The organism is Ruminococcus sp. AM43-6, assembly GCF_003461785.1.
Taxonomy (GTDB): domain Bacteria; phylum Bacillota; class Clostridia; order Oscillospirales; family Ruminococcaceae; genus Hominimerdicola; species Hominimerdicola aceti.
In genome coordinates this window covers 1-23,890 of sequence record NZ_QTXU01000033.1, presented here as the reverse complement: position 1 = coordinate 23,890, position 23,890 = coordinate 1, and the positions used below count along the sequence as shown (strand labels likewise).

21 protein-coding genes are annotated in these 23,890 nt (G+C 38.5%); 5 read left to right on the top strand and 16 right to left on the bottom strand.

Annotated elements, in window-relative coordinates; genetic code table 11:
* Positions 1–137 precede the first annotated feature (137 nt).
* The 5 genes from DW938_RS12830 to DW938_RS12810 all read right to left on the bottom strand — a co-directional run bounded on the left by DW938_RS12830 (position 138) and on the right by DW938_RS12810 (position 7,375).
* Positions 138–2,246, bottom strand: coding sequence for a nucleoside-diphosphate sugar epimerase/dehydratase (locus tag DW938_RS12830; RefSeq protein WP_242992553.1), 2,109 nt, complete (start codon positions 2,244–2,246; stop codon positions 138–140).
* A gap of 110 nt (positions 2,247–2,356) precedes the next feature.
* Positions 2,357–3,061: a CpsB/CapC family capsule biosynthesis tyrosine phosphatase gene (locus DW938_RS12825; protein ID WP_117928375.1), complete on the bottom strand. Its 705-nt coding sequence runs from the start codon at positions 3,059–3,061 to the stop codon at positions 2,357–2,359.
* Between the two features lie 19 nt (positions 3,062–3,080).
* Positions 3,081–4,574, bottom strand: coding sequence for a polysaccharide biosynthesis tyrosine autokinase (locus DW938_RS12820; protein ID WP_118125259.1), 1,494 nt, complete (start codon positions 4,572–4,574; stop codon positions 3,081–3,083).
* A 303-nt stretch (positions 4,575–4,877) separates the two neighbouring features.
* Positions 4,878–5,213, bottom strand: a complete 336-nt coding sequence (locus DW938_RS12815) for an MATE family efflux transporter (protein WP_181984088.1) — start codon at positions 5,211–5,213, stop codon at positions 4,878–4,880.
* 86 nt (positions 5,214–5,299) lie between these two features.
* A complete protein-coding gene (locus DW938_RS12810; protein WP_118125257.1) occupies positions 5,300–7,375 on the bottom strand; it encodes a glycoside hydrolase family 3 C-terminal domain-containing protein in 2,076 nt (691 codons plus the stop codon).
* Positions 7,376–7,759: 384 nt separating this feature from the next.
* On the opposite strand from DW938_RS12810, the gene DW938_RS12805 reads away from it, so the two are divergent.
* The 4 genes from DW938_RS12805 to DW938_RS12790 all read left to right on the top strand — a co-directional run bounded on the left by DW938_RS12805 (position 7,760) and on the right by DW938_RS12790 (position 10,923).
* Positions 7,760–8,362 carry a hypothetical protein gene (locus tag DW938_RS12805; RefSeq protein ID WP_117928371.1) on the top strand — a complete coding sequence of 201 codons (603 nt, stop codon included), beginning with the start codon at positions 7,760–7,762 and terminating at the stop codon, positions 8,360–8,362.
* Positions 8,363–8,410: 48 nt separating this feature from the next.
* Positions 8,411–9,121 carry a class D sortase gene (locus DW938_RS12800; RefSeq protein WP_181984456.1) on the top strand — a complete coding sequence of 237 codons (711 nt, stop codon included), beginning with the start codon at positions 8,411–8,413 and terminating at the stop codon, positions 9,119–9,121.
* A 13-nt stretch (positions 9,122–9,134) separates the two neighbouring features.
* A complete protein-coding gene (locus DW938_RS12795) occupies positions 9,135–10,037 on the top strand; it encodes a hypothetical protein (RefSeq protein ID WP_118125255.1) in 903 nt (300 codons plus the stop codon).
* 106 nt (positions 10,038–10,143) lie between these two features.
* Positions 10,144–10,923: a transposase gene (locus tag DW938_RS12790; RefSeq protein WP_118125253.1), complete on the top strand. Its 780-nt coding sequence runs from the start codon at positions 10,144–10,146 to the stop codon at positions 10,921–10,923.
* A 78-nt stretch (positions 10,924–11,001) separates the two neighbouring features.
* Here the strand turns inward: DW938_RS12790 and DW938_RS14680 are convergent, their stop codons facing one another.
* The 8 genes from DW938_RS14680 to DW938_RS12755 all read right to left on the bottom strand — a co-directional run bounded on the left by DW938_RS14680 (position 11,002) and on the right by DW938_RS12755 (position 20,383).
* Positions 11,002–11,220, bottom strand: coding sequence for a hypothetical protein (locus DW938_RS14680; protein WP_147338666.1), 219 nt, complete (start codon positions 11,218–11,220; stop codon positions 11,002–11,004).
* A 26-nt stretch (positions 11,221–11,246) separates the two neighbouring features.
* Positions 11,247–13,457, bottom strand: coding sequence for a hypothetical protein (locus tag DW938_RS12785; RefSeq protein WP_118125251.1), 2,211 nt, complete (start codon positions 13,455–13,457; stop codon positions 11,247–11,249).
* Positions 13,454–14,326, bottom strand: coding sequence for an ABC transporter ATP-binding protein (locus tag DW938_RS12780; protein WP_118125249.1), 873 nt, complete (start codon positions 14,324–14,326; stop codon positions 13,454–13,456). Before DW938_RS12780 ends, DW938_RS12785 begins: the two co-directional genes overlap by 4 nt.
* Positions 14,323–15,480 carry a hypothetical protein gene (locus DW938_RS12775; protein WP_118125247.1) on the bottom strand — a complete coding sequence of 386 codons (1,158 nt, stop codon included), beginning with the start codon at positions 15,478–15,480 and terminating at the stop codon, positions 14,323–14,325. Before DW938_RS12775 ends, DW938_RS12780 begins: the two co-directional genes overlap by 4 nt.
* A complete protein-coding gene (locus DW938_RS12770; RefSeq protein WP_147342393.1) occupies positions 15,455–17,089 on the bottom strand; it encodes a DUF3502 domain-containing protein in 1,635 nt (544 codons plus the stop codon). The genes DW938_RS12775 and DW938_RS12770 overlap by 26 nt, the downstream gene beginning before the upstream one ends.
* A gap of 463 nt (positions 17,090–17,552) precedes the next feature.
* Positions 17,553–18,872 carry a GHKL domain-containing protein gene (locus tag DW938_RS12765; protein ID WP_118125243.1) on the bottom strand — a complete coding sequence of 440 codons (1,320 nt, stop codon included), beginning with the start codon at positions 18,870–18,872 and terminating at the stop codon, positions 17,553–17,555.
* Positions 18,873–19,613, bottom strand: coding sequence for a LytTR family DNA-binding domain-containing protein (locus tag DW938_RS12760; RefSeq protein WP_118125241.1), 741 nt, complete (start codon positions 19,611–19,613; stop codon positions 18,873–18,875).
* Between the two features lie 173 nt (positions 19,614–19,786).
* Positions 19,787–20,383, bottom strand: a complete 597-nt coding sequence (locus DW938_RS12755) for a tetratricopeptide repeat protein (RefSeq protein WP_207660710.1) — start codon at positions 20,381–20,383, stop codon at positions 19,787–19,789.
* Positions 20,384–20,426: 43 nt separating this feature from the next.
* Between DW938_RS12755 and DW938_RS12750 the strand changes: the two genes are divergently transcribed.
* Positions 20,427–20,888: a hypothetical protein gene (locus tag DW938_RS12750; RefSeq protein ID WP_207660709.1), complete on the top strand. Its 462-nt coding sequence runs from the start codon at positions 20,427–20,429 to the stop codon at positions 20,886–20,888.
* A 63-nt stretch (positions 20,889–20,951) separates the two neighbouring features.
* Here the strand turns inward: DW938_RS12750 and DW938_RS12745 are convergent, their stop codons facing one another.
* From DW938_RS12745 to DW938_RS12735, 3 genes are all read right to left on the bottom strand, one after another.
* Positions 20,952–21,350 carry a hypothetical protein gene (locus tag DW938_RS12745; RefSeq protein ID WP_118125237.1) on the bottom strand — a complete coding sequence of 133 codons (399 nt, stop codon included), beginning with the start codon at positions 21,348–21,350 and terminating at the stop codon, positions 20,952–20,954.
* 10 nt (positions 21,351–21,360) lie between these two features.
* Positions 21,361–21,867, bottom strand: coding sequence for an SMI1/KNR4 family protein (locus DW938_RS12740; RefSeq protein ID WP_118125235.1), 507 nt, complete (start codon positions 21,865–21,867; stop codon positions 21,361–21,363).
* Positions 21,868–22,655: 788 nt separating this feature from the next.
* Positions 22,656–23,591: a hypothetical protein gene (locus tag DW938_RS12735; RefSeq protein WP_118125233.1), complete on the bottom strand. Its 936-nt coding sequence runs from the start codon at positions 23,589–23,591 to the stop codon at positions 22,656–22,658.
* Positions 23,592–23,890: the final 299 nt, after the last annotated feature.

Below are 23,890 nucleotides of genomic sequence, written 5' to 3'. Positions count from 1 at the left end.
TGGTTTTCGCCTATCGAATTTCTTAATAATAGTGTCCAATATGATTGACAAACCTACACATCAAGAAAAAGTGTGAAATTTTAGGCATAAAAACAGCACCGCAGAAATCCCCGCAGTGCTGAAATATGGATCTTTTATTATTTTGCCGCAGAAACTGCAACATCGTTTCTGCCATATTTTTCATTACCTGTTGGCTTATCACCTACAGGACTGAATGTTGGAACGATCTTTTCGACCATTTCAACGATATTTTCGTCATTGTTATAGCTTGCACGAGCAAGCTCTCCAAGCTGACCAAGGAACGTTTCTGTGTCAAACGGTATAGGCTTTCCGATATGGATAAGCTCATTATCCGTCTTCATCATGCCCTCCTCTGCCATAAGCTTCTCTTCAAAAAGCTTTTCGCCAGGACGCAGACCTGAGTAAACTATTTTAATATCTACATCAGGCTTATATCCTGAAAGTCTGATAAGATTTCTCGCAAGAGTGTCTATCTTCACAGGCGCACCCATATCAAGGACAAATATCTCGCCGCCCCATGCGTATGTGCCTGCCTGAAGAACAAGGCTCACAGCCTCAGGTATAGTCATGAAATATCTTATGATATCAGGATGAGTAACAGTAACAGGACCGCCTGCTTCTATCTGCTTTTTGAACAGCGGGATCACAGAGCCGTTGCTTCCAAGAACGTTTCCAAAACGAACTGCAACAAACTGTGTGCCATTTCTGTCCTTATTGCCAACGCTTTCGATCTTAACCGCTTCACTGCTCTCTATATTATCAACAGCTATCTCGTCTATCGGATCGTTCTCAAGCATACCATCTGTCATTTCATCAACGTGTGCATGGAGCATAGGCAGAAGATCTGTTCTGCCTGCCTTGCTGATAGCGTCCATGCTCTGTATGACCATTTCGCAGAGTCTTTTACTTGCACCCATAATATTAGTAGGGTTTACAGCCTTATCAGTGCTTATAAGCACAAATCTCTTTGTGCCATGCTTCAAAGCGGCATAGGCTGTCTTGTATGTACCAACAACATTGTTTTTGATAGCCTCATTAGGGCTTGTTTCCATAAGCGGAACGTGCTTATGTGCTGCAGCGTGATAAACGATATCAGGCTTGTATTTTTCAAAAACGTCATTGATACGTCTGCTGTCACGAACAGAGCCGATAAGCGTCACAAGATTGAGTTTACTGCCATATTTACGTTTAAGCTCCTGCTCTATTTCATAAGCATTGTTTTCATAAATGTCAAATATGATAAGCTGTTTAGGCTCATGACCTGCTATCTGTCGGCAAAGCTCGCTTCCGATAGAGCCACCGCCACCTGTTACCAAAATGGTCTTACCCTTAAGGTGCTGGAATATCTCGTCCATGTTTACTCTGATAGGCTCTCTTCCAAGCAGATCCTCGACTGCAACAGGCTTCATCTTGCTGAGAAGCACCTCACCATTTGTTATCTGATAAACGCCCGGAAGCTGTTTCATCTCACAGCCTGTTTCCTTACAAATATTAAGGATATCCCTTTTGTTCTCAGGTGATGCAGTTGGAATTGCAAAAAGGATCTGATCAATATTATACTTTTTGACGCTTTCCATAATGCAATCACGGCCACCAACGATAGGAACTCCTCCGATATTTCTTCCCCACTTATTTGGGTTATCATCGATTATGCAGAGTGGTCTTGCATTTGCACGTTCTGACATCGTAAGCTCTTTAAGGATCATCTGACCCGAAGCACCTGCACCAATGACCATTGCATTATGCACTGCCACCTGATTTGTTACCTGTTTTGCTCTTAAAAGGGTGATATATCTATAGGCAAAACGCACTGCTGTTATAAGCACGAACTGAGTTCCCGCTCCTACTATATAGTAAGCCACAGGCATTCTCATGAAGAGTAATGTTATACCCACAGCCTGGAATATGGTAGTAACAATCGAGGCCAAAAATATCCTTGACAGTTCGCCAATGCTAGCAAATCTCCACAAACTATTATAAAGCTTGAACACAAAAAACACCACAACACAGAAAGCTGTATATATTGGAGCAAACTTTACATAGGCAAGCATATACTCCTTTGGTATTGCAGAAAAAGTAAGGTCAAATCTGATGAAAAGTCCGAAAATGTAGGATAGATTTACGACAACAATATCATAGAAACACAGAAAGAATGCAATAAGCATCCAATGCTTTATCTTTTTGTTTTTCCACACCTGAACTGTGTTTTCACTTGTTTTCTCCATAAATAAAACATACCTCCGCTCAATTAAAGCAATGAATAAGATCACACCATGGCCACCCCTCAATGGCACAGTGCAGGCTATTTATAATATCATCAATATTTTTTCTATACTTAAAAAGCAAACATTCTTTCTTCGTCAGCCATAGCAGACATGAGTACTTTATCAGAACGTCTTATATTTTCACTTCCAGATCTTTTAGCTATAAGATCAAAATTAGGTTTTCTATCATCAAGATTATGAGCATCGCTTCCAAAGACAAAATCTCTGCCACTTGAAATAAGCTTATTAACAAAACGTCTTGTGGAAAAATGCTCAAAAGCTTCTGCATTTATCTGAAAAACTGCATCCACAGACATCAGACTTTCCAGATCTGACTTTGAATAAACGCCCATATATCTATGTACATGGGCGATTATCGGAATAAGCCTTCGAGAATTTGCTATCTCGTCTATCTCCTCGACGATCCAACTGTTATACTGAGTGAAGGGTGGTTCAAGAAGAATAAGTCTTGTTCCGCTGATACACAGCTTTTCAAGTTCTCCTAATACGCTGATGCCCTTTTCTATAGCCACCTCAGCACCAATATGTATATCCTTCACGGCAGGGTCAGCCGCCATGAGCTTCTCATAAGCATTTTGCCGTTTGACAAGATAACTGTCTAAAGAAGCTTCCCTGTGCATATAAAAATGCGGTGTTGCCACAATTATACCTATGCCCTGCTGTTTCATCATTTTTATCATTTTAAGTGATGTTTTGATGCTGTCAGAGCCGTCATCAATATTCGGCAGTATGTGGCTGTGATAATCGGTAGTCAATCTAACATCTCCATGTCATTTAACTTTCGGCAGAAGCATCCTTCCCACCGTATTTATAGCTGTAGTCATATTTATACTTGTAGCTATACTTGTATCCGTAATGAGAACCGTTCTTTGCGGAAATATCATTAAGAACGAAACCAAGCAGATTACAATCGCCTATCTCAAGCTTCTTCATAGACTCCTCTATCTCCTGATATGTAGTTCTTCCATATCTCGCCACAAGAAGAACGCCTGCGACCTCGTCTGCAAGGCTCATTACGTCAGTTACAGGAAGCAGCGGGGTTCCGTCGACAATAACATAATCATACTTATGCTGAACATATTCAAGCAATTCACGCATTTTCTCAGAAGCAAGAAGCTCTGACGGGTTTGGAGGCAAAACGCCTGATGTAAGAACAGCAAAATTGCCATTCTTGGTTTCATGCACACACTTGTCAAATGTGCTTTCACCACTCAGTATTGTTGAAAGTCCAACATTGTTTTTTAACTTGAAGTTTCTGTGCTGAACAGGTCTTCTCATATCAGCGTCAATAAGAAGAACCTTATTTTCTGTTTCAGCCATTGAAGCTGCAAGGTTTGCAACTGTTACAGACTTACCCTCACTTGGATTAGGGCTAGAAACGACAACTATCTTATTTCGTGTTGTAGAAAGTGTAAACATAAGGTTTGTACGCATTGTTTTGTAGTTCTCTACAATATTGAACGGTATATCCTTATTATTGAACAGAAGCTGTTTTTTTCTGTCAGCAGAAGAACCTTCATCCTTTTTAGAAGTCTTTCCGCCAATATTCATTATCTCACCAACGATAGGCTTCTGATAAATATCGCCAAGCTCATCAGAATTCTTTACAGTGTTGTCGAAGAAGTCGATAACAAGTATCACTAGAACAGCCACCATCAAGCCACCAACAAAGCCAAGGGCAACATTTTTAGTGGTGTTAGGAGAAACAGGTGTATTGTAAACCTCAGCATCACCTATCTTTTCAACTGAGCCTGCACCGATAACTCTTATAAGAAAGCTTGGAGCAACGTCAGCCATGATGTTACAAAGGTCAGAAGAAAGCTTTGCATTGGTTGTTGTGGCAGTTATCTGAAGTACCTCTGTCTGATTTACAGCGGTCATGCTATAAGCATTTCTCAGGCCGTCATTTGAAACCCTGCCGCTTGTTACAGTAAAATAAGGAGCAAGCTGTTCAGGAGTATACATCTCAAGAAGCTTATCGCTTACCTCGTTCATTACCGGGTCATCAGTAAGTATAACAATATAAGTCTGTACCAATGACTTTGAAGCGTTAATGTCCTGTAAGTCAACATTAGTCTTATCCTGACCCGTTGACTGATTATCAGCACTTTTAACATACATTGAAACGTGTGACTGATACTGCTTACTCATAACAAATTTTGATACGAAAAGGGCCAGTATCGCACACACTATTGAAGCGGCAACGATATACCAAACCTTTCCGAGAAGAAGTACCAGGAGATCCTTGATAGTGTAATTTTTTTTCATTTGAATTATTCACCCTATTGTTGATATTTTCGTTATTTTTCCAAAAAATAAACCGTACAATAATAATTTTATCACATTCTATTCAAAAAGTCAACTTTAAACGATACGTTTTTTTGTATTTCAACAAAAAAATGGTTTTTTGTTATAACATACAATAAGATAAACAAAATCAGCCAAGTATTTGTTGGAAAATCATATAAGCTGACAGCTTAATTTAACAATTATGAACGGCTACTGTAAAAGCCGCCATTACAGCCGGTCCAAAACTATTTACCAGTCCTTGTATCATAAGTATACCGAAATTCATGACAGGATAATTCTAACATAATCAGATGTCAAAAACATTATTTTCATTGGAGTATGCAAAAGTTTCAAAATCTCATTGGAAAAGCACAATGTGATAGGCTCTGTCACCAAAGTAACAGAGCCTATCATCAGAAATGATATGTTCAGACAGCCTTTCAGGCGGCATTCATTTACTTCACCGAAACAATAAGAAACAAGCGAGCCACAGCCCATGCACAGACCTATTATGATCGAATAAAGAAAAGTCGTGAGGGTGTATGTGCCGCCCACAGCCGCAAGGGCGTTTTTGCCAAGAAATCTGCCAACAATAAATGTGTCGGCAATGTTATACACCTGCTGGAGCAGATTTCACAGTATCATCGGGCTTGAAAAAGCAAGAAGCAAGCTTATGATACTGCCGTTTGTAAGATCTCTTTTCACTATCGTTCTATCTCGATACTCATACAGTTTGTACCACTAAGCTGACAACTAAGTTCATCAGGCTGATGCGTACCAACATAGAGGGTGAATTCTTTTGCAAACTGTTTTCTCTCGCCGATATCTGACACTGTTGTGAAAGCTTTGTCAAGTACTTCGATTTCAACATCAAGCTTTTCACCTTTTTTTACAAAAATCCTCTTGAAGCCGCACAGCACAGGATAAGCCGGAGCATTATCACAATGTGATTTAATGTAAAGTTCGATAACATCACAAGTATCGGCACCGTTATTTTCTACCTCTACATTGACTTTGCCATCGTCATAACTAAGCGATGTAACAACAACATCTCCATAAGTAAGACCATAGCCGAATGGATAAAGAATGTTATCTCTCGTGTATCTATATGTTCTATCAGACATAGCATAATCAGTAAAGCAAGGTAGCTTGTCGGCGCTATTATAGAATGTAACAGGCAGTTTTCCTGATGGCGACACTTTACCAAAAATAATATCCGCAATAGCCTTGCCGCCCTCTGAACCCGGATACCATGCGTGAATAAGAGCGTCACAATCATGCTCGATATTTATTGAGCTTCCTGCCGCACATACCACTATCATAGGCTTGCCGATCTTTGCGACACGCTTTATAAGCTCGCGCTGACTTTCAGGAAGTCTTAGATCGTTCTTGTCACCCGATGAAAACTCATTACCTGTGTCGCCCTCCTCGCCCTCAATAGTGGCGTCAAGACCAACGCAAAGTATCACAACATCAGAATTTGCCGCTGCCGCCTCTGCTTCGGCGTATCTATCCCCTGCCTGTGCAAGACCCGATACTCTATCCTTATACAAGTGACAGCCTTCAGCATAAATCACCCTGCCATCAAATGCGTCCTCGATACCATCAAGGAAAGTAACATACCTGTCGGCTGTGCCGTTATAATTGCCCTCTAAAGCCGCTCTGCTGTCCGCATTTGGACCTATTACAGCGATAGTTGATATTGATTTTTTGTCAAGCGGAAGAATACCCTTGTTTTTGAGCAACACCATGGACTTCACTGCACACTGGTAGGATACTTCTTTATGCTCAGGGCAAGAAACAACTTTGTATGGTATGTTGTCATATTCCGTTGACTTGTCAAACATACCAAGTCTTATGCGAGTTCTCATAAGAGCAACACAGGAAGCCCGGATTTCATCTTCTGTCACAAGCCCCTTGTCAAGAGCAGAAAGCAGGTGTACATACGTACAACCGCAGTTCACATTACAGCCTGCTTTAAGTGCCATTGCGGCCGACTCTACAGGAGAAGACGTCACCATATGGTGTTCGTGGAAATCCCTTATTGCCCAGCAATCAGAAACAAAATAGCCATCAAAACCCCATTTGTCGAGCTTGCCCATTAGAAACTCACTAGCACATGACGGCTCGCCATTCACACGGTTATACGCACCCATTACACCCTCGACCTTTGCTTTTTTCACAAGCTCTTCAAAGGCATAAAGATAGGTCTCTTCAAGGTCTTTCCAACTAACCTCTGCATTAAATTCATGGCGAACAGCCTCAGGTCCGCTATGTACTGCAAAATGCTTTGCACAAGCGGCAGTTTTCAGTACCTTGCCACTGCCCTGCAAGCCTTTTACATATGCCTTGCCGCACTCTGCGGTAAGATAAGGGTCTTCACCGTAAGTCTCATGACCTCTGCCCCAGCGTGGATCTCTGAAAATATTTATATTAGGTGCCCAAAGGGTAAGACCTTTGTATATATCCCTGTCATCACGCTTTGAATACTCATTATACTTGGCACGAGCTTCTGTGGAGGTTATATCTGCCACTTTAAACACAAGGTCGGTGTCAAACATAGCCGCAAGACCTATTGCCTGTGGAAACATGGTGGCAACACCGCTTCGTGCAAGCCCATGAATACCCTCATTCCACCAGTTATAGGCAGGAATGCCGAGCCGCTCAACAGCAGGAGCGTCATATCTAAGCTGTGAAGCCGCCTCCTCTACGGTCATTTCATTTACAAGTGCTTCAGCTCTTTCCTGAGCTGAAAGGCTTTCATTGAGATAAATTTTCATATATCCTCCTTGTTCATTACATCAATTATATAATACACGAAAATTATACACCATGGCATGATATCGTGTCAAGGCGTATAATTATAATAATTAATGTAGAAATTATATCTAAATGCTTTGAGATCAGCTTTGACAAAAATCATAAAAGCACCAAAACAGTAATGTTATAAGTCTTTTATTTGAGAATGCCAAGGATCTTTTGCACTTTCCAGCAATATACAATTGTGTGAAATAGCGCATATACGAACTTATACATAACTATTTCAAATCATCGTAAAAATATTTGCTTTTTTCTGAAAAAAATACCAATAAAAATATTGACAATCGAATTTTAATAGTGTATAATATTGTTATAAGAAAATATTACGAAAGGTGATAGGTGTTATGAAAAAGATATTTAAGTCAATTTCGGCTTCTGTTACTGCGTTCATCATTGCTTCAACAATGGTTGTGAGCGCATCAGCAGCTTCTTCTGCCGATGTTGTTTCTGCAGCTAAATCAGCAGGTGTTCCTTCTAACCATGTATCAGAGCTTAAGAACTACCTTGATTCTCACGCTTCAAAGTTCAGCTCTGCTGACTATGATTACATGGTAAAGGCTCTCTCTGATTGTGGTGCTAAATATGTTCAGCCTGTTGCTGACAAGCTTTTTGGTGCAGGAACAGATCTTGCTTCACTAACAAACGATCAGCTTAGACAGGTGTTTAAGGAAATGGGCGAGGATAGCAGAAAGGCTATTGCTGATGCTTGCGTAGCTACAGGTAATCACTTTGGTGTTACTATCAAGGTAGACGAGCTTACAAGCAAGGATTGGAACGTTCAGGTTGTTGATTCAGATGGCAATACAAACATTGGAACAAACACAGGTAACGGTTCACTTAATACTGGTGCAAACAGCATGACAGCTGTTCAGGTTGCTGCGGTTCTTACACTTGCTCTTAGTGCATTTGGTATTACAGTAGCTGTTAAGAAGAACAAAGAGTGCTAAGATATGGTCAGGAAAGAGGATAAAGCTTCCTCGTCTGACGCAAACAAAATGAAAAAAAATAAGAGGACGTCAGTGGCTGTAATGGTCTTGACGCCTCTTTTAGTTTTGGCTCTTTGTTTGTCTATCATGACGCTGGTAAGTTATAAAAAAATCATAGAGCTGCAAGGATATGCAGCAATAGCGTTCAATGAGAACGCTCATTTGAAAAACCCATCAGAGGATAATAAATACAGAAATGCAGACGCACTGCCTATGAAGGGATTAACAAAAGTCACAGTGCCAGATTCTGATAAAAAAACGGAACAGCATGAGATAATCTATCCGTATTACGGCGACAAATATGCCGAGCTGACCGTAAAGAATGATAAGGCAGGCATTGACAAAGAGCCTGTTTACTGGGGAGACTCTGATGATCTCCTAGCAAAAGGGGTTGTGCAATCTAACTATTCTGCATATATAGGTGCTACAGGCAGAGTTGTCCTTGCGGCACATAACCACACTTATTTCAGATATTTACCTAATATTCTAGTGGGAGATCAAGTGATACTAAAAACAGATTATGGCAAATTTACTTATGAGGTCACAGAAACTAAGGTACTTCCAGACACAGATACCTCCCTTTTGTATTATGACGTGACCGCAGATCCACCTGTAGATGATCTGATACTCTACACTTGCTGGAACAATGGCTATATGGGTCTTTCAGATCAGAGGCTTTATGTTATCTGCAAAGTCGTAAGCAAAGAATATAAGAATTAGGAGGGTAAGATCTGTGAAAAACAAAAAACTATACAACTACCTGCCTAATCTGATAATCTCGCTGTTTTTGGCGTTTATATTCCTTCTGCTGTCACTTCTGTTTGCGGCAGACAATATTTTCTTTGAACCGACAACCTATACGAACAGTATGCACAAGATAAAAATCGAGGACACGGCTTTTGAGGAGATACAGACATATTGTGAACAACAATATGCCTACACTGGTGTTGAAGCTGATACACTGAAGAAGTCGATTAACAAAACTGATGTATCAAACGCTATTTATAGCTATGTTGAAGATACTTTCAGTTATATTCTTGGCAAAAAGAGCGAAGTTCCTGAGTTTAAGGCAGACTTCACACTTCTTGAAAAGAATATCTCAGATGATTATACAAAATGGGCTGAAAAAGAGGGCGTTGAATATACTCAGGAACTTGAAGACATAAAGCAGAAGACAATAAAAAATGTGGAACAGGCAATCGAATCCGACCTTGACGTTATGCTTTTGAGCCATATAAATAAACCTAATGGCATTTCCACAAAGCTTAAAGATCTGCTTGTGCTTGCGAGAAAAATAAGGATAGCTCTTATTGCAACGGCTGTTATATTTATAGGCGTTATGGCAGCAGTAAACAGAAAGCATATAAGCGGTTTGCTTTATTGGGTAGGTACTTCACTTTTCTGTTCCTCAATGCTCATTCTTGTTCCGTGTGCTATCCTAAAGGGAACAAAATATTATGATGGGCTTGCGATACATAATGACACTGTGTATAATGCACTAACAAGATCCATGTATGGCTTAACTGACAGCCTTATTAAATTATCGACAGTTACTCTCGTAGTGGCAGTTCTTTTTATGGCACTTTTTGCGTTGATAATCAATCTGACAAAGTTCAAAAAGAAAGAAAAATGCTAAATTTATCAGACCCCTGTTTTAAATAGGGGTTTGTTTTTTATAGAGGAAACAATTCCATTTAATAGTCGTCAATAGTTTAAAAATATGATTAAAACGTTGTAATAATATTACGATATATAATGGATTTGGAGTTGTCATAGCCGAACCATTTGATGTGTCTCACACAGAAAGTGATCTCAATAAGCTTGTGCAGCTCATCAAATCACTTTCTGGTGAAACAAAGGTTGTTATGGAATACACAGGTGCATATTATGAACCGATCGCCAATGCACTCCACAACCAGGGAATATTTGTATCCGTAGTCAATCCTTTGTTGATCGATGACTATGGCACAAATCGTGTTAGAAAGGTCAAGACCGATAAGCAAGATTCTATAAAAATAGTCTCATTTGCTATCGATAAATGGCTTGACCTTCGTGAGTACATACCTGCCAATGATATTCGCAAAACGCTTAAGATCCTTAACAGGCAGTATGTTCAATACAATAAAATTCTTGTTATGCAGAAAAACAATCTTATCAGCCTACTTGATTCCTGCTTTCCAAATGCCAACACATTATTCACTTCACCTCGCAGAGAGTCTGACGGACACGAAAAATGGGTCGATTTCGTGCTGAAGCTTCCTCATATTTATTCTATTTCAAAGCTTTCCTTATCAGCTTTTAAGGTAAAGTATCAAAGCTGGTGCAGAAAGAACAATTACAACTATAGTGATAAAAAAGTTGCTGATATCCACTCATATTGCAAAACACAGATAAGCGTATTACCTATGACGGATTCCGTCATTAAGATTATTACAGAAGCGGCTGTGATGCTTAATTCCACTCTTGAAACGCTGTGCACAAGTTCCTGCGCATTTACTATGCTCGGGTCATGCAGGCTCTGAACTGATCTCTAAACAAATATTTTTTAATTAGACTGCTTCAAAAAAAGATTTTGATGCGGTCTTTTAGTCATGCACTTTTTATCTTTGTGAATTGTTTGTAAATTCACTTAATTGGGGCTTGACTTTTATTTGCAGGTCTTTATATTTATCTTCTAGTAAACAGATTGCTAACGGAGTACCATTACTTTCATCTCTCAGAATAGAATTACAGCATATGAATTTGCGTCGTGCTTCTTCAACTTTTGAAATTCTGCAATAATAGTAGTATTCGCTATAAACTGTTGAAAAGTTGCTCATTGTATTTAACCCTCCCATATAATTCTTCACAAATTTCCAATCAAAATCGGATTCAACAGCACATAATCAAAGAACCCGATCCCCAGCAGTGAAAGCAGAACAGGCAGAACCAGAACCGCCGTGCTTGCAAGAAACGCAGAAATAACGCTTTTAAGCTTGCTCGACAAAAAATATATTATCAGCATAGCGAACACAAGTGCGACATATCTGCCGATACTTATGAAGATAAGATATCCTTTTATGCTCATACCCCAATTTGAAAAAGCCTCAAGTGAACATATAGGAGCGTCTATTCCACGTGTTCCGTATGCGTTCAGCACGTTGTAAAAATACGGAGAATAAGTCAGGACATAAATTATCGTGACAATAATTAGTCCTATCGCAAACTTTCGCAGGAACGTGTCTTCTCTGCCCTTCGCCGAGGTTTTCAGCAGCACGTTCGCACCTGTCTGATACTCGGCGGCATAAACGTAGGTAAGGCAAAGTATCACCATTGCCATTGCGGTAAGACCAAGGGTCAAGTCCTTGTTGCCTGCACTTTCGTCGCCCGTCAAAAGCTTATAGCCGCTGTCGTAGACAAATTCACCGTTTTCTGTTGTACTCAGATACTCAGCGTGAGCCTTGACCTGCTCGAATGCGTACTGCGGAGCAAGTATATCCTGATACTTCATCATTATGAAAACGCCGTCGCCCTCTGAGTTCGCCATTTCTTCTGACATTTTCATTTGTGCGTCGGCAAATTTCTGATCTTCCTCGTTTATCATTTTCTGTTTTTCGGAAGTGTATTCGCCCTCAAATTTAAGCATATACTGCTTGTAATAAACCTCGTCTGCTGACGAAAAGCTCTCGCTGATAGGAGAATATGAAACTGCGGTGATGACTGCAAATGCTATCAAAATCAGCAGAGCCTTTCCGCCGATAAAGACCTTGTAGCACTCTTGCAAAAAGAGGTTTGTCGTCCTGCCCTTGAAAATGCTGAACTTTGCAAGACTGAATTTTCTTGTGCGGCTTTTTATCACCCTTTGCTTTGAAAATATCAGTACAGAGAGTATGGAAATCACAATCAGCAATACCAACGCCGAGCTGACAAATACAGCCATATAGTTGACAGGTTTTCCGAAAAGGTTGAGATTGAGATAGTTTGCAAAAAGATCTTTTGTGTTGGCGTATGCAAGAATATTAATGTATTTCAGCGGACAAAGATAGCTCGTGCTCGGTATGGTATAGTACAGCACAGCTTCCGCCGCTATGGTTATCATCAGCGCGCCGTATACCTTTACAGCGGTGTTCGATACCACCGTCACAAGGTAGATGATCGCTGCAAATACGCAGTAAACTGCAAGTTTCGCCGCTAGGAAAAGTGCAAAGTATTGCAGTACAGATATTTTCAAATTACTGCCGTTAAATTCGTATACCGACTGTATCTGCCTTGACAGATTGCCGAAGCCGTATGTAAAATATGAAATTGCGAAGTTCACGGCGTAAAGCAGGATCTCAGCTGCCATCGCCGCCGCAAAACAGGTGAAAAGCTTTGCGATACCGAGCGGCATTCTGCCCTTGAAAGTCGTGCGCGCGAGGGTTATCTGGTCAAGCTCTTTTTCACGGGTGACAATCGTGACAACCACGGTCATTATCATCAGTATTGCAATAAGGTCTGTGGCGAGAAAACCCGTTGCCATTGAAACGCCCTTTGAGGGTGCGGCGGTGAGCTTAGAGCCTTTGAGGTGGGCGAAGTCCGCAGGCGTTCGTGCGATATTTTTGTAGCTGAAACTGTCAGGGTCAGCAAACAGCGAAATGCCCGTCATTTTCCGTGCGGTGCTGTCGATATTTTCAAGATAGCTGTCATAATTTTCGCAGGCTGATATCTCCTCAAAAAGGCGGTCGGTCAGCTCTATTTCGGGGTAGATATCGTTTGTAAATTCAAGATAGTCCTTGTTTTTATAGCTTTTCAAAAGTTCCTCAGCGTTGCAGTTTTCCTGCGAAATATCCTCTCCAAATGACAGCCTTTGTATCAACTCAAGCTCCGTTTTTTTCTGAGAAATTTGCTTAAAAGCGTCGTGTGTGTCAAGCCCCTCGAGAGTCTGATAAGCGACTTTATACTGTTCGGGGGTATATTCAAGCGTCTGTTTTGTTTCGTTTATATACAGCAAAACTCCGTTAAGGAGCAACAGAACGGCGAAAATTGCAATAGTTGTGCGCTTGCAGAACGCTTTTATCAATTCGTTTCTAAAGATCATTGGCTCGCCCCCTGGTCGAAATAGTAGAGGTAGAGATCCTCAAGGTCGGGCTTGCAAGGACGGCACGCAAATCTTGGCTGCTGTTCGCTGATAACACGGACGTAGATATTTTTCTCGTCCTTTGAGATATTTCCCACCTTGTATTTTGCGGAAATTTCGTCCAGCATACTCTCGTCGGCGGTTATCTCGAACACTTTGCCGTCGATCTTTTCGCAGAGGATATGAGGCGCACCGCTGTCGATTATCTCGCCCCTTTTCATCAGCAGGACTTCTTTTGCGATAAACTCGATATCCGAAACAACGTGGGTTGCGATTATGACTATCTTGTCGAAAGCTATTTGTGCCACCAGATTTCTTATACGGATACGCTCCTTCGGGTCAAGACCTGCGGTAGGCTCGTCGAGGATAATGACTTTCGGTTCGCCGAGCATAGCCTGTGCGATGAGGGCACGCTGTTTCATACCGCCCGAAAAGCCGCCGAGGCGTTTGTTTCGGCTGTCCTGCAAGTTGACAAGGTTGATTAGCTTTTCTATCTGCGGCTTTGCGTCAGCTTTTTTCATGCCTTTGAGGGCAGCCATATAGTAGAGAAAACGCTCCAGCGTAAAGTTTGGATAAATCCCTTGTTGTTGGGGCATAAAGCCGAGAATTTTGCGGAAGTCGGCGTCCATTGTGCTTGTTTCAACGCCGTCAAATCTCACGGAGCCTGACGTTGGTTTCAGATTGTCGGTGATGATATTCATAAGGGTGGATTTGCCTGCACCGTTTGGGCCAAGCAGACCGTACACCCCTGCGGTGAACTCATAATTGAAGTTTTGAAGGGCAGTAAAGCTGCCATATTGTTTGGTGAGGTTTGTTAGGGTGAGGTTCATTTTGAGTTCTCCAATTCCGAGACAGCTTTCTTCTCATATGTGGGCGTGCCGCCTGTTCTGATAATAACCTGATCGCCCTTTATGGCGGCAATGTCATATGTATCTGTGAGTTTTGAAGTGATCTTGTCGCTTTCTTTGAAAAGATACTGACTGTTCTCGCTGTCTATGAGTGCATAGCCGTTTATTGTTGCAATATTTGTCACGTTTGTTCCGTCATCAATGCCCTCGATAGTCTGCTCTTTGCCACTTTTGTCAAGATAGCATGGCTTGTCGTCTTTCACATAGTAATAGCAGTTGTCAGATATTGCAGACGGCTCAGGCATGGCGTTTTTCTCCACCTTATCACTTGAAATATCATAGGAAAGATACTGGTAATCATACTCCGCCTTATCGTTATACTGCTCGATAGCTTCACTTTCAGACAGTCCGTTTTTATCTGCAAAGTCCTGCAAACGTTCCATAAACGGACGATCATCTGCCGCCTTTGATGTACGGAAAATGAGCTTATTATCCCACAAGCCATACACCCACGCACCGCAGCTATATCCCTTTGTGACTTCGCCTATATTATTGACTTTTCCGCTGTCAAGAGCCACCGAAACCAACTCCAGTGACGGCTCTAGTTCTTTAAAATCCTTGTCATAAGGCTGGTTAGTCATGACAAGATACGCTGTGCTGCCTACTATCGCCATTCTATCATAATCATTATAGCTAAGCCCGTCAATCTCAGCGACCTGCTTTTCATTAGCACCATTTATGTCAGAACAAAACATCATGGTATTTGTTGTATATGTTCCGTCATCTTTGGTTATTATATCGGAACTTCTCAGATAATAGAGCCTTTTATTGTAAATAAAAGGGTGATTGTCCTTGCCATATGCAGTGCAATCAGAACCCTCACGATGTTTGCAAGAAGGGTCGTCGCACACAGGGCTGTCCTCAAGGGTTGTCATATCCACAAAGTCAAGACGTGAATTTTCCTGCGTGGAAAAGCAAATGTTATTGTCATAGTCTGCACATTCATAAACAGAAACTATCCTCCACTTATCTGCCTGTGCGGCGTTGCTGTCCTTATTTTTATCGCTTTTACCGCAAGCGGTCAGGGTCATAGCTGCCGCTGACAATATGCTAATTATCTGTATTGTGTGTTTCATTGTACTCCTCCAGCTGTCTGTTTACCTCGTCAAGAATATCCTGCAAGCCTGCGGAATTCAGATCATCGTTCAATTTATCTAAATATTCTTTACCTGTTTTATATTCCTTAGAAGGAAAATCAGAATCAATAGTCTTTAAAACCTTATCAACAGCTAAAATTTTATCAGAAACATTTGTAGTGTCAAAACAAAAGCCAACACTCTTTGATAATTTAAAATCTGTTATTGCCTCGTGGTACTTTTCATTTGAATTAGGGTCATTAACACCATAAAACGGATATCGTATCAATCTGTTTTCGACACCCATTGTATTATAATACTCATATGGTTTTATGCAACCATTTATAATGTCATAATCAGTACCAAAACACAAGAGATCATTCAACTCTTTATTTGTCATGACCTCGCAGATAGCGTCAAATGCAAGATACTTGTTGTCTGATAACGCACATATGCCCAAAGCTTTTGAAGAAGTATATATTTTATTAGAGTATTGCGGATATATAGTGTATGATTCAGTTGAGGCATAGCTCGTTTGCAAACCGTATTCTTGGCTCGTTTTAAATTTGTTGTTTGTATAGCCGCCGCATAATGTAGAATTTATAGAGCCAAAATATGTATCTATATCATTTATATTATCATTGACAGGGTTGACTATAACGTCATTTGTGAAACCGTCGGATATGGTATTGAAAAGATTTTTTGCATAATCGGTTTCGTAAATATTCACGGCGTGACCATTATCATCGATGCAAATATTATCAGTTATAAAATCATAATTTGAGTATAATTGCATAAATCCGTGCATTCCGGCGGTAAATTTCCAACCTCTGGATTTGCACAGATCAATAACTTTCTGGAGTGATGTATCATATTTTCCTAAAAAATCATCAAGATCTATACTGTTTTTATCAACTAAATCAGCATTAAGCTCATATCCAAGATCTTCTTTTAAGCAAGACAACGAACCGTCGATACCATAAATTTTGCCGTTTATCATTAAACTCTTCCAATAATTTGTTGACATTTCGGCATAAATTTTCTTACCGCACTCGGTGTTTTCAAGGTATGTATTTAATGGTTCGAGAAAATTATTGTTGACACAATTCTGATATGGATTATAGAATGTATCAAAGCCTTGATATTTAAGCCCTGTATCAATTATATCGAATTTCTCTCCATTATCAAACGCATCTGACAATAGTTGTGCATATGAGGTTATAAAGTTAGAGTTATCATCTACCATATCAACGTCATATGTAAGATTTTTGAAACACAATACATAATTTTTATTGTGTTCAGATAAATACGAATTTACTTCATCTTCATATCGAATATTTTGGTCACTTACCCAAACAAGCACAGACTTATCGGGATATTGTTCTTTGATTTTTTCGTATCTTTTCTCAAAACTATAAATCGGAGTATCGTCTGAATAATAGTATTCAACTTCATCATCAAGGGTATCATCTGTTTCATAAGAACTTGTATTGTCATTTGAACTGTAATCCGAGATCTTGCTTATTGAGGAAATATCAGAATTGCTTGCACAACCCGTTATCATTAAACAACTTAGAATTATCGTTAGTCCAAATCTATATTTTTTCAATATACAACACTCCTTCGTTCAATAATTCGGGCATAGCTTTCACTATGCCCAAATAAAAACTAATTAAGACACATATGATCCTGTTTTATTTAATGTTCTTTTAGAGTAACCAGTTGCTGTATGTGTTGATGTGACCGAGCTCCAACCATGTCCCTTTGTATTGGTCAAATAACACGTTACACCACTGGTCGCACTGCCATTACCATATCATAAAATTCAAAATTATCGATACTAATCTCTTCATTACTTCCACCAAGTCTTTTATTTGCTATAATATACAATTTATTTACACTCAAGTCAAGCAATTTGGCGTGACGTGTAAGTTTTTGTCGTGAAATACAAAAAGAGAACTGTCCACCATATAAAAAACCGGCGTAACAGCTCTCTTTTTCGTTATAAATTTAACTTGTTTCTCTCAATTTGCTATAACTTAAACTTGCCAATATAAAGAGATTTTAACGTTTTACAGTAAAGTTGATTTTAACGTTATCAAACATGTGAACACTTTATCCGATTCGTAAAATTCACATCTTCCCTGATATTTTTCTGCAATCTCTCGTATTATTTTAATTCCCCACCCATGCTTATGGGCATTTAATTTTGTTGTTTTAAGGCTCGGATTCCTTTTTAAAACAGACTCATTAATTGCATTTCTGACTACTATTCTATATATGTCCATTGTTTTACTGATGTCAAGGTTTATGAACCTTTCTGACTCGTCAGTTATTTTTTCACTAGCCGTTATAGCATTGTCAAGCGTATTGCTTAAAATATGAAGCATATCAATATCATCTATACCATCAAAGCTCTTAATGCAGCTGCAATTTGTTCTGATTCCTTCTGTCGCTGCGACTGCAAACTTAGAATTTATAATAGCATTTACAATATAATTGTCTGTATTTACAAAGCTTTCACTGATTGATATAACGTTAACATATTTCTCTATGTACTTCATTGATTCATCTGCGTGTCCCTGAGCTATCATTGTATATACAGCGGACAACTGATCTTTCAAATCATGTCTAATCTTTCTTATCGAATCATATTGCTGACTTGCATTCTCTATATATTGGTGACCGTATTGCTCTTGGACCTTTAAAAGTTCCAGTTCTTTTTTCTGATTATTTTTCACAGAAATAGAATCAATCATATAAAAGATTATAATGTTAACTGCAACTATCGTTAAAATCAATAAGTTTATATAGAGTCTCTGCGTTGAATCAATAGCTATCAAATGAAGTAAGAACATCATAATAATGGATATTGCAAGTATTAATATAATAGCGATCCACTCAACTGCATTAAAGTTCTCAGAAGTCGTTGCCAATAATTTCAGCATCAACTTTACTGAAATAAAGAATAATGCCTGTGCAAAAATCAATACCGTAAAACGAGCAAATCCGGATTCCGTAACTATTTCTTTTATTGACATTGAATTTACTGATGAAACAAAATTAAGCGTAATTATAGATATTAAAGAAATCATAACAAGAGGAACAGTGGCTGCAAACAGTTTTTTTATTATACTGCCTTTTCTGTTCACTAAGGCATATAGAAACAAAGCCGTTAAGTAGCAGACAATCCCAAGAATGCCCTCAAAAATCGTTAAGTAATTCATTACGGTTATCAGTAATCCGAGCGTACAGAAACACAATGCAAAAGCAATAATGTTTTTCTTAGTGCTTTCTGTTTTCGGAGGCAAAAACTTATATATAAAATAAGTTTCCATAAAACCTTCATAGAAATTTATAATCACTTCAAAAGCAATCCATATTATACTCATTTATATCGTTTCCCTCAAATATTTTGAAAAATCGGTATCAACCGTGTGTTTGTACTTTCTACTCATTGGAAGTCTAAAACCTTGCTTAAAAATAACTTCGTCATTTTTCATATCCAAATTAAAAACATGACTAAGATTAACAAGATACTTTTTATGAACTCTCGAAAAATCGTATTCCGCAAGCTCACTTTCAAGGTCACCGATAACTGCACGTACTTTAATATGAATCTGTGAACCATACTCATCCAAGATACAATATTTCACATGATGATTGTCACTTTCAATATACAAAATATCTCTGTATTGAATGCAGATTCGCCCATGCTCTTCATCGCTCAAAATTATTTTTTGGTGCTGCTTTAAATAAACAGAAAGCTTGTTTAAGACATTAACAACATCTTTATTTAATCTTGAAACGCTAGACTTTTGTATAAAGTAAAACGGCTGAAATTCCATGCTTCCGTACACCAGTTCATTGTGATTTGTAACAAATATTATATAACAATCCCTTCTTTGTTTTCTTAATATTTTTGCAACATCAAAGCCTGTGAATTCAGGCATATCAATATCCAAAAAAATCACATCAAAAAATATGTGCTTGTGTTGATTCAATAAACTTTGACCGTTATTGAAACCTTGAACATTTACATCTTTAAAATAATTTATTGCATTCTCTGAAATTATTCTTTTTAATGTTTCTAAAAAACTCTCATTATCATCACAAACTGCGATTTTAAGCATATCCTTCACCACCTTTGTATGACATTATATCAAACATTTTTCACTAAATCAATACACCTTTTATTAATTATGTTATAAAATCACTTACATCCGTATATAAACGCTTGGCTTTGCAATAATTGTCACCAAACAATCCGCCATTCAAACATCTATATATTCCGGAATTAATATGATTACTCATAGTTCTGAGCCTGCTCGTCCTTGATACCCAGTGACAGTTTTTTTTGACTTATCATCCTCCGCAGCCTGCTGTCCACCGTCCGCCTGACCGACTTGTACTTTTGCTCATAGTCGTCCTCTATACACCTACTAAGACTAACAAACAAACTAAAAATCGTATTTGCAAGCAGATCATTCTCAAACTTCGATATGTTGTCCAGCATAGCCTGTGCATATTCATTGCCATCGTTTGCGGACTTTGTAAACCATTCGATAGCTTGTTCCTTATCCTTTGTAAGTCCCTCTGCCCCGAAAAGATAGATCCTGCCAAGCTGATAACTTGCCCAATGATTTTTGGCAGCACAATTCTCGAAATAATTGACAGCTTTTTGTATATCATACTTTTCTTCCTGCAAATGCAGCTTTGCAAGTGCATACTGCACATACTCGTTATCTGTCGCCAAGAGCAAATATCTTTCTGCTTTGTCCAGATTTTGAGACATTATCTCGCCTTGCAAATAAATTTTGCCTAGTCTGTAACAAGCAATGACATCTCTGCTGTCCGCACACTCAGTAAGCAAGGCTATTCCCTTTTCAATGTCCTGTTCCAAATGCTCTCCTGAAATATATTCAAGGGCAAGGAATCTTTTTGCATTGCTGTTTTTAAGTTTGACAGCTTTCTCAAGCAATTTTACTGCACTATCTGCATTCTGCGGAATGTGTTCACCTATCAAAAGTGCTTTGCCATACTCACTTTTGGTTTTGTCGATATCACTTGACACATTTTATACGGACAAGAATTATGTAGCAAGTGAGTTCATTGAAAAGGCTATATTGTTTTATATCGGCTATATGAGTCAGCAAGATAATCTCAACTATATCTCTCCGATGATTACCGAAACAGTGAAAGCGCAGATCAATGGTACAGAACAGCGCTTGGCACGTCTGCTCTTCAAGGTTGCTGTTGAGCTTGGCAAGCTGATGCACCTGCTTGCGGCGGCGAATGATGTTGACGATGAAACGCTTCGTCAGCTTCTTGTCATGTGCATCAACGAGGTGCGTAAAATCAACGATGCCATTGACTGCGAGGATGCTGTCAGGTATCAGAAGGAGTAAAACAAAAGCCGTAATCAGAGTGTGTCTGATTACGGCTTGTACATAATTCTCGGATTTGATTTTTTACTTCTTAATCATATACTTATCTAAATCTGATGTTTCACCTCTGAAAATAAACCATTCAGGAAATTCATTCAATTTGAATCGTATAAATTCATCAACAGTGCGATAAATCTCATCCTTTTCAGGATCGTAATATGAACTTCTGTTAGCGTAAATCGTAATACCAGTAAAATCTTTCTCTGACCCCATCGGACATTTACACGGAGCATCGTTGTTGGTTATGATGATATGCTCTTCGGTTTCACCTTCTGATGGTGACAAATAAAATTCTCCACAGGCAGATAAATTATTTTCCACTGAAAACTGAATTTCATTATTCATATAATCCGCCAAAACTTCTCTGTTTATCCGATAGATAGGACCTCTAAGAAAATCCTTTATTTTAGAAAATAAACCCATAACAATCTCCTTAATCCAAACATTTCTCTTCAATTTCCTGATTGGCAATGATCAGCTTAATAAACTCCACGAGATTGTCAGCGACGAAATAAACTTCATTATCCATCTCGTTGTCTATTCTGACAATGCGAGGTTCGCCGTTTTCGTCAGCAGATCTGAAATCCATGTAATACATATCATGACCTGCTGACTGTGTTTCACCGAAAGGAATACCAATGTCAGGATACTCCCATTCTTCCTTCCAGTTTTCAAATCTCTCTTCCAGACTGTTGTATGTGTCAGCAGTGGGACCGATTCCGTAGATCGTTGTCAGCCAGCTCTCATCAAATTCATCAGAAATCATACCGCCGTTTTGAACCTTCAGCAGTTCAATGTATGATGCAGGCATTTTATATCCTAAAGTCTGTTCGGCTCTTGCAATCATCTCGTCTGTAAGCTCACCGAATACATAACTTTTTCCGTACTCGCTGTCATGGTCAAACAGCTTAGTCAGATCAATATCACCAAATAAACTCATGAAATATTCCTCCTTGGATTCTTGATATATTATAACGATGCAAACCAATCCTGTATAAACAACTTCTGTTGTTCGGTTGTTGGAAAATCATCTGTATCGCATGTTTCTGCTTCATCTGCATATACAACCGTGTTGACTTCTTAGTTTTCAGTTAAAATCAGTAATGCGACCTCATATTTCTCCATACATGTACCCTCGCTGTGTATTTTATCATTACTTTCTAAATTATACAACATTCACGAAGAAATATCAATCCCCACCGAAAGGAGTGACACCATGTCCAAGCTAATCGTAACTAGCAGATACCTGAAAAAAGGTACAGTAAAAAAATCGCAGAACTATATGAAGTACATTGCAACCCATGAAGGCTCTGTGCATGTAAAAGATAACAGTTGAAATGAACCTTAGAAAATGAAAAAAGCCTATTTCATCGGTTTTCAACTTTGTGAGAAAACAACAAAATAGGCTTGCAAATTTTGTGAAATAGTTTTATGCGAAAATCAGTAACGATTCCCTTGAAAATGTCGAAACATTTCCAAAACCCCTGATTAGTATCAAGTGTCATGGGTTCAAATCCCTTTTTGACTGAAAAACATCTACGATTTCACACTAAAAATTTTCGTCCCTAAAACGTCAAAAAAAAGCCCGTAAATACGAGCTTTTCTTCGGTTACATCTATTTCATTGCACTAATATGTCTTGCGACTATAAAATAGATGAATGGAAAAGTGTCTGCTTTTGACAACAATTCAAGAAATCTAAGCAACGCGAACATGATTACATTTAATATTATACTTTTTCACTTCTTAATCGACTTTCAATCAGCACTACGGATACACCACAGTTTTCATCAGATATATCCTCGATATTGATATAATTACCTAGTGCCTCATCTAACAATGTCATATCTCTCATACCCTCTGTACAAAAATGACTACATTCATTAATTCTAGAAAATGACTTAAGTTGTGCATTCTTTCTTTTGGAATATTTCAAAGTTGAAATCTTTAGTAAATCCCATATCATTTTAGACCATTCATCTTCCGTTGTATGTGGGTTACTATCAAATGTACGTCCCGACTTTAATTTCAGCAAATCAATAAGCTCACTTGACAAACTGTTATTAATACATAAGATATCATCGGGAATTGCACATCCCATTGGAAACATTCCCTTTCTAAAATACAATCCATTAGTAAATGAATTGTCATCTATTAATAAATATTGTGCCCCATCATTTATAGTTTTAGGTAGAATGTTTCTTTTCTTTCCATTCAAATTCCCAGCTCTACAATATGTAAATTGTGGCCAGTTTTTATATAGCTCTAATTGATGCCTCTCACTTTGATGTACCCGTAGACAGGGATCACTTGATACTTTTGCCTGAAGCAAAAGAGAATTTAAGACGATTTCACCTTTTAGTTTCCTATCTGCATAAACAAATAAAATATCTCCCAACTCTGTTTTCTTAGCTTGTTTAATATCTACTATTGGTTTTTGATGGCAATACACACCTAAAACCGAAAAATCATAATATGGGAAAACTGCAACTAATACATTAAATAAATCCTTCACAAATTTTGTTGATAGTGCTGACATATAATCCGGCTCTTGTGGTTTTTGCGATGTACACCTATTTGCAACCCACTTTACAGAATCTAAAAGAGCATTATCTATCAGTTCTTCTAAAATATGTCGTTTGCTATTAATGTCATATGCTTTCATATTACACCTTTCCACCTTATAATTTAAATTTAGTTTTGCTACATTTGACTCTAAAATCAAGGATATCAAAATAATTCTTTTATTGTAATAGCCTAAAATTGCTTCTATCCCTTATGTGATAATTATGTCTTTTATATCAAATTCGGAATGTGTGACTAATACAAAAAAATGCAAAAAAACAATTTGTTACAATTAAATCAAATAAACCGCATAATAGTAAAACCAAAATAACATTCAAAACTTAATCCTGTATAATAAAACTTGACACATACAAAACAATCAAAGTATAATAAAAACAA